The 14,139-nt window shown below is 60.6% G+C and carries 12 protein-coding genes; all 12 read right to left on the bottom strand.

The genetic code is table 11. The features are described 5' to 3' along the window. Positions 1-29 precede the first annotated feature (29 nt). The 12 genes from HKK57_RS18815 to HKK57_RS18760 all read right to left on the bottom strand — a co-directional run bounded on the left by HKK57_RS18815 (position 30) and on the right by HKK57_RS18760 (position 14,116). Positions 30-977, bottom strand: a complete 948-nt coding sequence (locus HKK57_RS18815; protein WP_169390548.1) for an alpha/beta hydrolase fold domain-containing protein — start codon at positions 975-977, stop codon at positions 30-32. Further along, positions 977-1,417, bottom strand: a complete 441-nt coding sequence (tspO, locus tag HKK57_RS18810) for a tryptophan-rich sensory protein TspO (protein WP_029294087.1) — start codon at positions 1,415-1,417, stop codon at positions 977-979. Before tspO ends, HKK57_RS18815 begins: the two co-directional genes overlap by 1 nt. Before the next feature lie 262 nt (positions 1,418-1,679). Next, entirely contained in the window at positions 1,680-1,913 is a 234-nt protein-coding gene (locus HKK57_RS18805; protein WP_029294085.1) for a hypothetical protein, read from the bottom strand. A 247-nt stretch (positions 1,914-2,160) separates the two neighbouring features. After that, entirely contained in the window at positions 2,161-2,514 is a 354-nt protein-coding gene (locus tag HKK57_RS18800; RefSeq protein ID WP_081041752.1) for a CPCC family cysteine-rich protein, read from the bottom strand. A gap of 223 nt (positions 2,515-2,737) precedes the next feature. After that, on the bottom strand, positions 2,738-3,943 hold the full coding sequence (locus tag HKK57_RS18795; RefSeq protein WP_169390547.1) for an EAL domain-containing response regulator: 1,206 nt from the start codon (positions 3,941-3,943) through the stop codon (positions 2,738-2,740). Between the two features lie 64 nt (positions 3,944-4,007). Continuing rightward, a complete protein-coding gene (locus HKK57_RS18790; protein ID WP_169390546.1) occupies positions 4,008-4,694 on the bottom strand; it encodes a cysteine hydrolase family protein in 687 nt (228 codons plus the stop codon). A gap of 10 nt (positions 4,695-4,704) precedes the next feature. Further along, positions 4,705-5,811, bottom strand: a complete 1,107-nt coding sequence (locus tag HKK57_RS18785; RefSeq protein ID WP_081041751.1) for a fimbrial protein — start codon at positions 5,809-5,811, stop codon at positions 4,705-4,707. Then, on the bottom strand, positions 5,808-8,306 hold the full coding sequence (locus HKK57_RS18780; RefSeq protein WP_169390545.1) for a fimbria/pilus outer membrane usher protein: 2,499 nt from the start codon (positions 8,304-8,306) through the stop codon (positions 5,808-5,810). Before HKK57_RS18780 ends, HKK57_RS18785 begins: the two co-directional genes overlap by 4 nt. Positions 8,307-8,369: 63 nt before the next feature. After that, positions 8,370-9,098 carry a fimbrial biogenesis chaperone gene (locus HKK57_RS18775; RefSeq protein ID WP_029294073.1) on the bottom strand — a complete coding sequence of 243 codons (729 nt, stop codon included), beginning with the start codon at positions 9,096-9,098 and terminating at the stop codon, positions 8,370-8,372. Between the two features lie 75 nt (positions 9,099-9,173). Beyond that, positions 9,174-9,722: a fimbrial protein gene (locus HKK57_RS18770; protein WP_029294072.1), complete on the bottom strand. Its 549-nt coding sequence runs from the start codon at positions 9,720-9,722 to the stop codon at positions 9,174-9,176. Between the two features lie 173 nt (positions 9,723-9,895). Then, the gene (locus tag HKK57_RS18765) at positions 9,896-13,489 is read right to left on the bottom strand and encodes a transporter substrate-binding domain-containing protein (protein WP_169390544.1); all 3,594 of its coding nucleotides are present in this window, start codon (positions 13,487-13,489) and stop codon (positions 9,896-9,898) included. Next, positions 13,490-14,116, bottom strand: a complete 627-nt coding sequence (locus HKK57_RS18760; RefSeq protein ID WP_169390543.1) for a response regulator transcription factor — start codon at positions 14,114-14,116, stop codon at positions 13,490-13,492. Positions 14,117-14,139: the final 23 nt, after the last annotated feature.

Here is a 14,139-nt window from a genome sequence, read left to right as displayed (position 1 = left end):
CTGCCAGGTCTCAGGACCGGCGTACATGCTTAACGATCCGACGCCTGGATCCTGGCGGTTATCCACGCGTGACCCTGCGCAAGCACGCGCTCGGCCAACGCCACCGGAAAATGAATAAAGCCATGTGCCGACTCCGGCAAGAGATACGCCTGCACCTGCGCCGCCGCCCCCCAGCGCTCGGCGATGTCCAGGGTGTCATCCTTGAGCGGGTCCAACTCGCCGACAAACATCAACGCAGCCGGCAAGCCGGTAAAGTCGCCATACAGCGGCGACAACGGCGGCTGCCGACGCGCCTCATCGCTCAAGCCCGGGGTCAGCAGGCGCAGTGCGTCGACCATCCCCGGACCATCGAGTAACAGCGTCTGCGGCCCGGCTGCGTGTACGCTCGGCGTGCCGGCCAAATCGTAGACGCCGTAATACAACAGCGTCCCGCTGACCCGCGCGAGCAGTTGCGGCCACTGCTTCAACGCCAGCAACGTCGCCGCGGCCAGGTGGGCACCGGCCGATTCGCCCACAACAATCACCGGCAGGCCGGCAAACTCGTGCTCAGTGAGCAACCAGCGCGCGGCGCTCAGGCAGTCGTCCATCAGCCCTTCAATCGGCGTGTCCACGGCGAGCCGATAATCCACCGACACCACCGCCACCTCGCACGCCCGCACCATGCCCAGGTTCAACTCATCATCCATCTGCGCATTGCCAATTACCCAGCCGCCGCCGTGGATATCCAGGACCACGCCTTTGATTCTGCCGCTGGGCCGCAGAATGCGCACGGGCACTTGAACGCCATCCACACCCACCAACCGAGCCTCAGCCGCGGGCCCCTTCCTGATGTGTTGACTGACGCGCAATAACGCCTGGATTAATCGAGGGGTGACCCGATTGCGGATTTTAAAGCGCGGCAGCCAGGCAAGCTTTTTATTGAAGCGGCGCATTTGTGCCAGTTCAGGCGCACTGGCGGGCCAAGGCTCGTAGGCCATCAACGGTTACTGCGCAGGATCGAGAAATTCAACGCCGCGGCCACACACAGCCACGCCAGGTACGGGAACAGGATCAATCCAGTGATCAGGTCCAGGCGCACCGCCAACACCACCATGGTTGCCACGGTGAGCCAAAGCAGGGTGATAACCACCATCGCGGCGAAGATCCGATGCGCGCCGAAAAACACCGGGGTCCACAGCGTGTTCAATGCAATCTGCGCCGCCCACAAGGCCAGTACCGTTTGACTGCCAGGGATCAGGCTCAAGCGATAGCCGGCCCAGGCCAGCAGCAGGTAGATCAGTGTCCAGGCCACCGGGAACAACCAGTTGGGCGGGGTAAAACGCGGCTTGACCAGGGATTCATACCAGGCACCAGGCTTGAACATGATGCCGGTGCTGGCGGCGGTGGCGCAGGCGAGCAGGAAGATAAAGAAGGTCATTGGCGGTCCCTATGTAGATGGCGCTCGCAAGTGATGCCGAGCCTTTACCAATGACTCAAACCCGCCACCAAAAATTCAATGAACTGTAGAAACTCGTCCACCGTGCGCTCCCGGTTCCCGCTCGTAGGAGCTGACTTGCCAGCGATAACGCAGGACATCAGGTGTTCTGCGTCGCTCTCCGGTTTTTCGCTGGCAAGCCAGCTCCTACAAAAAGCGTCTGCCCACACAGGCGAGTGCGGGGGCTACGCATGCCCTGTATTGGCTAGCCCTTCAGTTCGCTGGCCCGATGACTCGCGGCGTCGTCATATGCCACATACAACGACTCGGCGATCTGGCTCTTGATGGCTTTGCTGGCCTCCAGCCCCAACACAAAGCCTTCGGCCTTGCCGCCAGCGCGGTTAAGGTCGTCGAGGGTGCTGGCGCCGGTAATCGCGTCCAACAACTTGCTAGCGTGCGGGCCTACGCCCTTGGGCAGGCTGATCTGGTCGATGCTCATTGCGCCGCCTTCGATGAGGTTGAGGATGGGCTGTTACGGGTAAACGAGGTCATTGGCGATACCTTGAGGGCTTGGGGCCGATAGCGCGTTTGGCCACTGTCGGGGTGGCATGGTAGACCGGTATGGGGATGAGGGGGCAGCTTTTGGCCGTTTTCAGTCGGTTGTCACCGGCAGAAATCGGCCAGAAGCAGCCGTTTGGAATAGACTGCTTCCGATCAATTTGGACTTAGTACGCCAATTTGCGCTGCTAGGTCCGCAGCCAATAGTAGAGGTCGTACTTCGACTTCATGTGTTGAGGATGCTGGTTGTCGGAGTCGGGATCTGGAATGGCGACTCGGCGAGTCCAGAGTGGGAACCACTCACCATCCCGCATATCGCTATCGCTAACCATTCGCACATTCTTCAACATGGTTCGCTCGCAGGCACCGAACTGGACGAAATTGACCTGCGCCTCGATCAAGCTACATCTATTCGGTCCATCCACCTGGTGAGGGTAATAGAGTTGGAACACGTCATCCTCCCAGAAGCAAATTGGGCAAATGTCGTATGACCCTGGGTGTTGCTCGAAGACTGCATATCCGCAGCATGGGCAGGTAAACATCAGTTTTCACTTATGGGTGGCAGTCTATTCTTGGTCGATTTTAGCCAAATGCTGAACGGTGGCAATGGGTCGGTGGCTGCCCTTCATGACAGGCCGCAACCAGCCAAAAGCAGACATTCGCATGTGGTCCGCTCCTGGGCTGAGACAACGGCATGACGCTTCAACGAAAACAGGATGGTTCAGTGCGCGGATTTTAGTTCGTACATAGTGGCCGGAGGGAAGATCATAATTGTCCATCAACTCTCGATGCAGCCGGTAGCCATCGCAGCAGATCCACATCATTCATGGGCCGGGCGAACAGGTAGCCCTGTCCTTGAGTGCATCCCATCGCGAGCAACGTCTCGCGCTGTTCCTCAGTCTCGATGCCCTCCACTACCACGGACATCCCCAGGGTCTCCCCCAATGCCAGGGTGCTGCTGACGATTGCCCGACAGCGCGGTTCGTGTAGCAAGGTGCGTATAAACTCACCGTCGAGTTTGATCTCGTTGAACGGCAGCTGGCACAACCGCTGCAACGACGAGAAGCCGGCGCCGAAGTCGTCGATGGACAATTTGCAGCCCATCATGCGCAGGCGTACCAGGGTTTCCAGGCTGGTGGCCGGGGCTTCCAGCAAGCCGCTTTCGGTGAGTTCGAAGGTCAGGCTGGCGGGCACTGCTTCGTGCAGGGACAGAATGCCTTTGATCACCGCGGTCAGGTTGCTGTTGGTCAGTTGGCTGGTGTGCAGGTTGAACGACAGGTCGAGCTTCAGGCCGGTGTTTTTTGCCAGTCGCTGCAGGCTCAGGGCTTGGTTCATCTGCATGAACAGCAGCGTATCGAGCAAGCCGCAGCGTTCCAGCACGGGCATGAACACCGCCGGTGACAGGATGCCGCGCAACGGGTGCACCCAGCGGGTCAGCACCTCCACGCCGCAGACGTCATCGGTATTCATGTCGACCTTGGGCTGGTACCAGGCTTGCAATTGCTGTTCGTTGAGGGCCCAACGCACTTCTTCATCGCTGGCCAGGCGTACCGGCGCAGCGTCGGGCGGCGCGACACCAGGGCCACTGGAGCGCTTTTTTAGCACGTTCTCCAGGGTGTGCGCCTGCAACGGCTTTCCGACATCCCCGAGCATTTCCAGGCCCAGCAACGAAACAATCTGCTGCACCGTGCGGCGTACATCGGCCGACAGGGAGCTGCTGATAATCACTGAGCCGACCAGTCCGGAACTTCCCACCTGCTGAAGAAACTCCAGGCCATCCATGCCTTCCATGCACAAGTCGCACAGGGCAATGTCCACTGCGCCCACTTGATCCAACACAGCCAGGGCGTGTAAGCCGTCCACTGCCTCGAAGACCTCGCGGCAACCCAACTGGCGCAACATGCTCACGGCGACCGCACGTTGAAAAGGATGATCCTCGAGAACCAGCACGCGTATGGGAAAACTCGTCATTGAAGTCGGCTCATCTGAAAGGAATAAGGTCGCCCGGGTGTGACGCCGGGCGGGTTGCAGCGAGTTAGCGCACGGGCAGCTTGATGATCTGCTCGGTGGTCATCACGTCGCCGAAGGTGTCTTCGACTTCGGCCAGTGCCGATTGATGCAAGGCGTCCTTGTCGACGCTCTGGCCATTGAGGCGGGTGATCGCACGGGTGGCGGACGCATCGGACGCCACGATTACGTTGAAGCCCAGTGGCGCTGCATCACGGGCTGCACCGGCGACACAGGCGTGGGTCATCAGACCGCTGATGATCAGCGTATTGATCCCGGCCTTGCTCAGCTGTGCGGCCAGGTCAGTGCTGGCGAACACGCTGACGGTGTTCTTTTGCACGACGTGATCCTGAGGACGCGGCTGCATATCCTTGTGGAATTTCACGGTCTCGCCATCAATGGCAAATACCGCAGCGCCAGCCGGCGACACGTGTTGCACGTGGTAGACCGGAATCTTGTGGTTATCGGCATACTTGATCAGCTCACGGGCTTTCGCCAGTGCGCTGGCGCCGTCCGGGATCGGCATGCGCCCGGTGAAGTATTCGTTCTGGAAGTCGATCACGATCAGCGCGGTCTTGGCGGCCGGCAATTGTGTGATTTGCTCGGCACCGGACATGGCGCGGATGGTCGGGTGATCGTTGGCGATTGCTGCACCGCTGGCAACCATGGTGGACAGTACGCATGCAGCCATGAAGCGACGGGTAAAACGTTGCATGGGGTCGTTCCTATTTGTAGGTAATGGTGAAATTGGCAGTGGCGTTGGCGATGCCAGGCTGCGGCCCGGTGGAGTCGCCTGCGGTCTGGATGTAACGCGCACCAAACTGCAAAGTGGTATTGCCATCCTGGACCGGCATGATCGGTACGTCGACGCCCAGTGGCAGCGGGGTTCCATCCTGCTTCAGCACTTGCACGGCGACGCCTGTAGCGGTGGCTTCGCTGTTCAGGCCGAGCACACCTTGGCTGGCGTCGACAATCGTCGAGCCCTTGGCGCCGTCCAGACGGATGTTCGCGTTGTTGCCGCGGAAATAGTTCCAGGTAGGATTCCCGGCATAGGTCCCGGCCACGCAGTTGTTGAGCGCGATGTTGAACCCTTCGGTGGGCGTGACGGTGCCCGGGCCGTTGAAGACGCGCTTCTCCCAGTTTTTCATGGGCACGTCGATGATATTGCCCACGGCTGCGGGCATGCTGCAGCCGGCAACGGTCACCGTTCCGGTCAGGCGACCATCAATCCAGTTGAACAGGGTGCCGTTGTTGTTGATATCGACGGTGTACACCTGCAAGTTGCCGAAATCGTTGATTCCCGCCGGGATAGGTCCGGTTTTGATCAGGATCAGGCTATTGTTGGTGTTCGCGCTAAACCCACCGGTATTGCAGCCGTTGAATGCGAGCGGAAAGTACCAGCTACCGGAGGTCAAACACAGATAGCTGGGGCGTGTCTCGTTGACGACCCCTACCCCGATGCCAGGAACGTTAGTCGCGTAGAGCTGGCTGCCTTGAGCCGAGCCAATGGCTGCGGTGACCGTAGGTGCCTTGGCAGTCAGCATGGTGGACTGGATTGAAAACGGGGTAGTCGTTGTACAGTTGATGATAGGAAACCGGGTGTACTTGACCAAGCCAATGGTCGATCCCACCGGGGCGTCCTGAGGGATGAACAGGTCGCCCACCGCATGAATGCTCTGGGTCGCATCGGTGGAAGTACAGTCAGCTGCAGCCATCTGCGAAATAGCCACTGGCAGCACTGCCAGCGCACTCAGCATCAAGCGTTTCTTCCAGACATGACGAGTGGGCAAAACCAAGGCTGGGGCCGAGGACGCAACACTAAAAGTTTTCATGGACGAGATTCTCTGCAAATAGCATCCATCAGCCGGTAACCGTCGGTGGCTGGCGTGCTGTTGATATCCAAATTGATTTCACATTGCTGGGCAGCCTTGCCGCCCCATTTCATCGTGTAGGTCGTGCCCTTGCTGGCCGACAGCAGCACTTGCCCGGCCTGGCCGACCACGCCGACGCTGGCGCCCTGGTCGTCCTGCACGGTGGTGCCGAAAGGTAAAAGCGAGCCGTCCTGCAGCCGTACGTTGAGCAGTATTTTTTCCGAACGGCTGGCGGCGAATACCGCCTTGACCACCGCACCGCGACGCGGCACCACGTTGGTCACGCCTTCGGCGATATCGACGTTGGTTTCCAGCTCGCTGGTGTCCACGGCCACGCGGTTCTTGCGATACGGCGTGACGTACGGCACCAGGGCGTAACCCTTGTCGTTGGTCAGGGTGCCCGGGGCATTCAGCAGGCCGACCTTCGGCGTGTCCTTGACCTCCACCAGCGCCACGGTCTCGCCCAGGGTCTGGCCGAACTCGACGCCATCGCCATGGGCCAGCACCGAGCCCGCCGCGCTGACCGACGTCTGCCGGTAGCCCGAGCCGACGCTCACACCAGCGCCCAACTGGGCAAACGGTGCGCGGTAGCCGAGCAGCGCCGAACCGTTGTTGCCGGTGTTTTCCACGCGGTTGGCGTTGACGTTGTAGTTCAGGTTGCCATCGCGGCCGCTGAGGCCGGCCCGTTGATCCAGGCTGCCGTCGTTGTTGCGGGTAACGCTGAACGTGCCGGTACTGCGGGTTTGTCCCAGGGGCATGGACACGGTAAACACCACCTGGTTGTTCTCGCCGAAGTTGTCAGTGAGGGTCTTGCTGGCGTACACACCATAAGTCACGCCCTTGTACTGGGTGTTGAAACCCAGCTGCATCTGCTTGTCTTCCCGGGAGGAGCCCCAGTAGTTCTGCTTGCTCAGGTTCAAGTACAGCGAGCCGTAGTTGTCCAGGGCCTGGTTGACGCTGGCCTCGACCTTGCTGCGCTTGGAGAACTGGCTGTAGTCGTTGGGTTGCTGCAAATCCACGGCTTCGCTGAAGTCGCGATAGCCTTCGGTGGAATAGCGGTAACCGGCGAAGCGCACCGAGGTACCGCTTTCAAATGCCTTGCCGTAGCGCAGGCCGATGCTCTGGCCTTTTTTGCTTTCGCCTTTGGTTGTGACGGCCTTGGGCACGTCAGTCTGGGCCTGGGTGACGTCGATCGACACGGCGCCGATGCTGCCCAGGCTCTTGCCCACGCCCACCACACCGGCACGGTAAAAATCTGCCCCCAAAAAGCCACCGTACAGCGTCAGGTCGAACGGCAAGCCATAGGCCAGCGACGCCTGGGTAAACATCGGCCGCTCGCCACCGTTGGCCGAGTTGTACTCGCCCACCGTCGCACTGTAGCGCCAGGTATTTTCCCGCAGCATGTTGGCCAGGGTCGCGTATGGCTGGGTGAAGCGGCGTTCGCGGCCATCGGCTTCGGTGATGATCACTTCCAGGTCGCCGCTGCCCGAGGCGGCGTTGAGGTCGTTGATCTCAAAGGCGCCCGGCGCCACGTAGGTGGTGTACAGCGAGTAGCCGTTCTGGCGTACTTCGACCTTGGCCTGGGTTTCGGCGATGCCGCGGATCACTGGGGCGTAGCCCTGCATCGAGTCCGGCAACATGCCCATGTCCGACGCCAGTTGCACGCCGCGAAACGGCACGCTGTCGAACACGTCACCGGGAGTGAAGCTCTCGCCCATCGTCAGCGTGGCCTTCAGTGGCGTGATGTCCCTCTGCGCATAGGTATTGCTGCGCTGCCACTGGCGGCCACCTTCATCGTCCTGGCGAAACGATGAGCTGGAGCGAAAACGCCAGTCGCCGAGGTTAAAACCACCCGTTGCATACAGGTTGTATTGGTTGCCGGTGCCGCGGGCGTCGCTGTTGGTTTGCGCGGCGGAAAACTGGTAGTTGAGCATCGCGGCATTGATGCCACGGTCCCATTCCGAGGGCGCCACGTAGCCGGCCGCATCCCGGGTCAGGGCGATCTGCGGCACGCTGATATCCAGGGCCAGATAGTTGGCGTTGAAGGTCACCGAGGCGCCTTCAATCAGCGCCGCCAGGTCAATGCACGCGGGCAGCGTTTCGCCGGGCACTTTAAATGCATCCAGCTTCACACCCAGCTCCCTGAGAAAGGCTTCGGACAGGCATACACGCACATCGCTGCCCTGCTCATCCTTGATGAAGGTCATGTCACGGCGGTCGAAAAAGCTCTGGTTCAAGCGAATCAGTACCGGGTAAGTCCCGGGGCCAATGCTGCCGCTGTTCGCCACCGCATCCAGGTCGAGGTTGGGACCGGCACCGGTGCCGCCAAACGAATGCATGAAACTGGCATCGAACTTGGCGGGCTCACCGGCCAGGGCCAGCTCACCGGCACAGGCGGCCGCCACGGCGACCCACAAGGGCAAACGACTAAAGCTGAAGGAGTTATCGATTCGCATGGCAATACCCGGCCGCCGCGCCACAGCCGTGGCACGCGCAAACATCTACAGAAAGAAAAGGAATCAGCGGTTCAGTGGCACGGTCTGCGGCTCGCTGTAGCCGCCGTAGTCGTTGATGGCCGAGAACACCACCTCACCCGTGGTGCCTTTGAAACCCGGCAGCGGATAACGCTGGCTGCTCATCGGCGCGACCATCGTTGGCTCGTTGACCTCGACGCTCTGCCCTGCGGACTTTGCGGTCACACCAATAAACGAGATGTGGAACGGCGACGGATTGCTGACCACCAGCACTGCCTTACCCTGTTCCTGCGTAAGGCTCCAGGTCAGTTTCGACGGTGCTTGCATCGCATTGCCCTTGAGTCCGGCTGGGCGATAGAACAATTTGACGCGGGTGCGCATGGCGATCTTCAGCGTATTGGCATTGCCTTCGCTGGCGACCGGAATTTCCTGGGCGTTGAAATAGAACACCGATTCACGGTCGGTCGGCAGGTTGCCGGCGACTTTCTGGATACGCACCATTTGCTCTTTGCGCGGGTCCAGGCGGAACAGCGGTGGTGTGGACACAAAGGGCGTGGCGGTGGTCATGTCATCGGCTTCGGTGTTGACCCAGGTCTGCACCATGTACGGCTGCGCCGTGGTGTTGCTGACGGTGATCGCTGCGTCACGCTTGTTGCCGTCAAACACGATCCGCGTGCCGCCGAGCATCACGCCGGCCTGGCTGGCCGTGCTGAGCAGTGCCGCACTGAGCAACAGTGCCAAGGCCGATGCTTTCTTGAAGGGGGAAACGTTCATTTCGATCATCCTCTTGCCGTGAGCGAGGGGATGGCCGCTGCGCGCATCAACGCTGCAGCGGCGCATCAACAGGGCTTACTGGTACTCGACGGTGAACGCAGCCTTGGCGTTGGCCGGGCCGGAAGTCGCAGTGCCGGTGGCGATGTAGTTGGCGGTGAAGCGCAACGGTTGGGTCAGGTCCAGGTACGGAGCCGATTCCAGGCCCAGTTGCACGTCCTTATCGGTGGCGTCCTTGATCTGTACCGCAACGTTGGTGGCGTGACCGGCGTCCGGGCTGATGCCGATCCACTGGCCGCTGGCACCGGCAGTGCCGCTCAGGGACAGGAACTTGACCACGGCGCTCTTGCCGGTAACGCTGCAACCAGGAGCAGTGGTGTCGATGGTCAGGGTGAACGCGCCGCCACCGGCAATAGCACCGACGGTCGCCAGGGAGGTGGCAGGCACATCGCCCAGGCCCACATCGCCGGCACCGGCCGAACCGTTCAGGTCAGTCACGACCACTGGGCAGGTGTTGTCGGTCACGCTGCCGACGAAGTTGATTTCACCGTCAGCGGCCATGGCAGCTTGGGAAGCAGCAGCGAGGACGACAGCGGCAAACAGACCTTTGAGCGCAAACTTGTTCATAACGTAATCCAGATATTGAGGAAAGTCTGAAGCCCGGTTGGGCTTCAATCAGGTTGCAGGGCCCGGTCCGCTTGGTCGGTGGGGCCGTTCAACGAGGCTCAGTATCGGTGTTGGGGGGAGTGGACTACGTACGAACGGTGCCGCGTTCTTGTAGGAAATTTCCTACCGATAGCTCAGGCCAGATAGCGCTCCAATCGCTCGCCGAGGTGTTCCATCTGTTGATGCAGCGCATCCACCGCCTCGGTCAATTGCGCAGAGTCCAGCCCGTTGCAGGCGGTCTCTAGGTCTTCACAGCAGCGAATCAGCCCCTGGGCCTTGATGATTCGTGCGCCGCCCTTGACCCGGTGAGCCAGGTCGGCAAGGCCTTGCAAGTCGTGTCGAGTAAACAACTGCATCAGGCGCGCCATGTCCTGTTCATTGCTGGCGGCCAGGTCGCCCAACAGGCTTTTGATCGAAGCAATGTTGCCGCCGGCCAGATGCTCAACGCTGGTCAGGTCGATATCGTCATCTGTGGAACATCCGGGGGGAGCACTCCCCTGCTCCGTCGCCAGGCCGGCCAAGCGTGCGCTCAAGTCCTTGAGGCTGATGGGCTTGAACAGGCAGTCATCCATGCCGGCGGCCAGGCACCGGCCCTTCTCTTCCGGCTGTGCATTGGCGGTAAACCCCAGAATCAGACTCGGCGGTACGCCGCGGGCAGTTTCTTCGGCCCGGATAGCCCTCGCCAATTCGTAGCCGTTCATCAGCGGCATATTGCAGTCGGTGATCACCACATCGAACTGCCCGTTACGCCAGGCCCGCAGTCCGTGGGCACCATCTTCGGCGTCCTCGACCCGGTGCCCCAGGTAATTGAGTTGCTGGGTGAGCAACTGGCGGTTGGCCGGGTAGTCATCAATAACCAGAATGCTCAAAGCGGGGCTCGTTACTGCCGGCTCATCCTCGACCGGGGTAACGTCGGCCAACGGCTCAAGCGTGGTCAGGTCAAGCCTGACGTCGATGCGAGTGCCTTCACCCAATGCGCTGTCGAGGGTCAGGTGCCCTCCCATCATTTCGCAGAGAGTGCGGCTGATGACTAAGCCCAGGCCCGAGCCGCTGCGCGCCGACTGGTCATTGTTGCTGGCTTGCGTAAAGGGGCTGAACAGGCGCTTCTGGTCCTCTTCGCCTATGCCGATACCGGAGTCCTCCACCCGTAACCTCAACGCCAACTGTTCCTTGCCTGCCTGGGCTCGAACACTCAAGCGCACGTGGCCCTGGGCGGTGAACTTGATGGCGTTGCTCAGCAGGTTGGACACGATCTGCTTGAAGCGCAGCGGATCGATCAGCACATCGCAATTGACGCCGGCCTCCAGGTCCAGCTGCAGTTGCAGCTGTTTCTGCCGCGCCAGGCCTTCAAAAATGCGCACCACCGATTCCAGCAACTCCCGCAGGTTGGCGCGCTCTGGGTTCAGGGACAAACGCCCGGACTCGATTCGGGCGATGTCAAGAATGTCGCCGATCAGGTCCAGCAAACCACGCGCCGCGCCTGAAGCGACATCAATCGCAAAGCGATCCATCACGCCCTGGTCGGCCTTTTTTGTCGCCAGTTCGAGCATGCCGATCACCGCGTTCATCGGCGTACGGATTTCATGGCTCATGGTCGCAAGGAAGGTCGTCTTGGCGCGGTTGGCGGCGTGGACGTCCTCCAGCAGACGCTGGCGCTCGCTGATGTCGATCCAGCCAGCGATCATGCCGCTGACTTCGCCCGTGCTGCTGCGGTACGGCAGCATCCAGTGGTAGATGGTCAGTACTCGGCCATCGGGCATGATCAAGCTGCGATCCTGCAACTGCGCCTCGCCGCTTTCCATCACCTGCAGGTAGTCACGGTGATACGCCGCGGCCTCATCCGGATCGCCCAGTACACCGTCCAATACGGTCTTGCCGATCACCTGCTCGCGCTCGACGTTGAACACTTCCAGGTAACCGCTGTTACAGATCAGCAGCTTGCCCTGGCGGTCGCGCACATAGATCGGGTGCGGTGTGCCGTTGATCAATACCCGCATGAACTCAACCTGGTCGCTCAACGCCTGCTCGGCCTGCTTGCGCTTGCGCATCAGCATCCGCAGGTAGGCGATCCAGCCCAGGGCAATCAACAGCAACACGGCGGCAATCACGAAACCCTGAATGATTGCGCTGCGGTTGCGCAGCCAATAGCTGTCGCCCACCACCACCTCGCTGCGCCAGCGATTAGTCAGTTCGTCCATTTCCTCGGGGGCGATGCTGAGCAGCGCTTTGTCCAGGATAGAGAACAGTTCCAGCGAGCCGCGGGCCGTAGCAAAGGCCATGCGCGAGTTGGTAACGCCCACGGTGCTGGTGATACGCAAGCGATCGCGGTATTGCCGTGAAATCATATAGCGTGCGGTGATCAGCGAGTTGACCGCTGCATCAGCCTCGCCATTGGCGACTTTCTCCATCGCGTCATGGGCGCTGTCGGCATCCACCAGGCGGATGCCCGGGTATTGCTCGGTTAGCATGTCGCGGCTTGAGTCGCCGCTGATGACCGCCAGTCGCTTGCCATGCATATCGTCCAGGGTACTGGGGCTGCCGGCCGTGGTACGACTGACCAGTACAAACGGCGTGGCCAGGTACGGGCGGGTAAAGCGCAGGACCGCTTCGCGCTGTTCGCTTGGGGTAATGGTGATCAGCAGGTCAGCCTCGTTGCTGGTGAGGGAGTCGATCATCTCGCGCACCGAACTCACCCGCTGGATATCAAACTTCAAGCCGGTGCGCAGGGCCACCTTGGCCAGGACGTCGGCGCTGATACCACGAAATTCGCCGTCGGCGCCGTAGAACGACATTGGCAGGAAGCCTTCATCAATCGCCACCCGCAACCGTGGGTTCTTGTCCAACCACCGCTGCTCACTGACGCTGAAATGCAACGGATGCTGACCAGGCATGCTTGCTCCGCCTGCGCTCCAGCGGCGCAGGATGGTCTGGCGCTCGGTAACCGGGACCGCCGCCAGTGCCGCATTGATTATCCGCAGCAGGCGCGTGTTATCACGCTTTACCGAAAACGAAAAGTTGCTGACTTCCAGGCGAGAGAAGTCCGCCAGTTGCACGTTGTTCAGGTAGTTGCGGTTGATCAGATAATTGGCGCTGATCGCGTCCCCCAGGTACACATCGGCTTGGCCGAACGCCACGGCGCCTATGGCGCTGAGGGTGGACGGGTACAGCTGCAAGGTGGCCTTGGGATAAAAGTCTTCCACGGTTTTGGGTGGCAGGTAGTGGTAAAGCATTGCCACGCGCTTGCCGGCCAGTTCGGGGTCGAGGCTCTGGCTGTCGCCGACCCGGCTGACCAGGGTCGGCTGGTCCTCTGCATAGGCGTCAGACAGCTGAAGCTCCGGGTCCGCCGCCTCAAAACCGTTGGAACTGCCCAGCATATCGACGTCGCCAGACTTGAGCGCCGCCAGCACCTCATTGCGCGAGGCATACCGCTGCACGCGCACGTTGACGTGCAGCAGCTGCGCCATTAACTGCGCGTAGTCGGCTGTGAAACCTTCGTAATCGTGGCGGTTACTGGTGATGCTGAACGGCGAGTAGTCCGGCGCCGAAGACCCCAACACCAGCGTGCCCTTGCTCCGTAGCCAGCCCCAGTCGGCCTCGTCCAGGCCCACGCTGTAGTCGCTGACGTCGGAGCGACCGTGCAGCTTGAGCATTTGCGGCGCCGCCAGGGCATGGCCCAGGGAACCGAGCAACAGGAGGCCCAGCAAGCCGTGTCGAAGAAAAATGTTCATTCAGATGAGGTTATTACGCTTGGCAAAATCGGCCAGGTACACCACCGATTTGACGTTGAGCTTTTCGATCAGGCGAGTCTTGTATGTGCTTACTGTCTTGTTGCTGATCAGCATGGCGTCGCCGATTTCCTTGTTGGTCAGCCCTTGGGACAGCTGTTGCAAAATCGTCAGTTCACGGTCAGAGAGATTCTGGATCAACTCGTGGTCCGTGGCCTCGAGATCACTGCGCCGTACCGAGCTGTGTGCCAGGTTGGGAAAGAAAGTGTAGCCGTCCATCACCGCCTTGATCGCCTTGGTCACTTCCTCCATGTCATTGGTCTTGGAAATAAACCCTGCCGCACCGGCTTTCATGCAGCGCATTGAATAGAACAGCGCCGACTGCGAGGTGAACACCAGGATTTTACTCGGCAGGCGCAGGGACGCGATTCGGTTAAGCACCTCAAGGCCGTCGAGCTTGGGCATGCCGATGTCGAGAATGATCAGGTCGGGCACATGCTCGCGTGCCAATTGCACGGCATCTGCGCCGTTATCCGCTTCGGCCACGACTTCGAACTGAAACTGGCTGAGCAGCATCTTGACGGACGAGCGAATGAAGGGATGGTCATCCACAACCAAAGCGGTATACATGTAACCTCCTGTAAGGCGCGCCG

Source organism: Pseudomonas sp. ADAK21 (assembly GCF_012935735.1).
GTDB lineage: Bacteria > Pseudomonadota > Gammaproteobacteria > Pseudomonadales > Pseudomonadaceae > Aquipseudomonas > Aquipseudomonas proteolytica.
Note: the sequence above shows the minus strand (reverse complement) of the source record. Positions and strands in the feature narration are given on the sequence as shown.

What these genes read in the sequence shown, in the direction of transcription:
- HKK57_RS18795 (WP_169390547.1), bottom strand. Translation starts at nt 3,943, where the DNA reads ATGACGAGTTTTCCCATACGCGTGCTGGTTCTCGAGGATCATCCTTTT.
- HKK57_RS18790 (WP_169390546.1), bottom strand. Translation starts at nt 4,694, where the DNA reads ATGCAACGTTTTACCCGTCGCTTCATGGCTGCATGCGTACTGTCCACC.
- HKK57_RS18815 (WP_169390548.1), bottom strand. Translation starts at nt 977, where the DNA reads ATGGCCTACGAGCCTTGGCCCGCCAGTGCGCCTGAACTGGCACAAATG.
- HKK57_RS18785 (WP_081041751.1), bottom strand. Translation starts at nt 5,811, where the DNA reads ATGAAAACTTTTAGTGTTGCGTCCTCGGCCCCAGCCTTGGTTTTGCCC.
- HKK57_RS18765 (WP_169390544.1), bottom strand. Translation starts at nt 13,489, where the DNA reads ATGAACATTTTTCTTCGACACGGCTTGCTGGGCCTCCTGTTGCTCGGT.
- tspO (WP_029294087.1), bottom strand. Translation starts at nt 1,417, where the DNA reads ATGACCTTCTTTATCTTCCTGCTCGCCTGCGCCACCGCCGCCAGCACC.
- HKK57_RS18775 (WP_029294073.1), bottom strand. Translation starts at nt 9,098, where the DNA reads ATGAACGTTTCCCCCTTCAAGAAAGCATCGGCCTTGGCACTGTTGCTC.
- HKK57_RS18780 (WP_169390545.1), bottom strand. Translation starts at nt 8,306, where the DNA reads ATGCGAATCGATAACTCCTTCAGCTTTAGTCGTTTGCCCTTGTGGGTC.
- HKK57_RS18760 (WP_169390543.1), bottom strand. Translation starts at nt 14,116, where the DNA reads ATGTATACCGCTTTGGTTGTGGATGACCATCCCTTCATTCGCTCGTCC.
- HKK57_RS18770 (WP_029294072.1), bottom strand. Translation starts at nt 9,722, where the DNA reads ATGAACAAGTTTGCGCTCAAAGGTCTGTTTGCCGCTGTCGTCCTCGCT.
- HKK57_RS18800 (WP_081041752.1), bottom strand. Translation starts at nt 2,514, where the DNA reads ATGTTTACCTGCCCATGCTGCGGATATGCAGTCTTCGAGCAACACCCA.
- HKK57_RS18805 (WP_029294085.1), bottom strand. Translation starts at nt 1,913, where the DNA reads ATGAGCATCGACCAGATCAGCCTGCCCAAGGGCGTAGGCCCGCACGCT.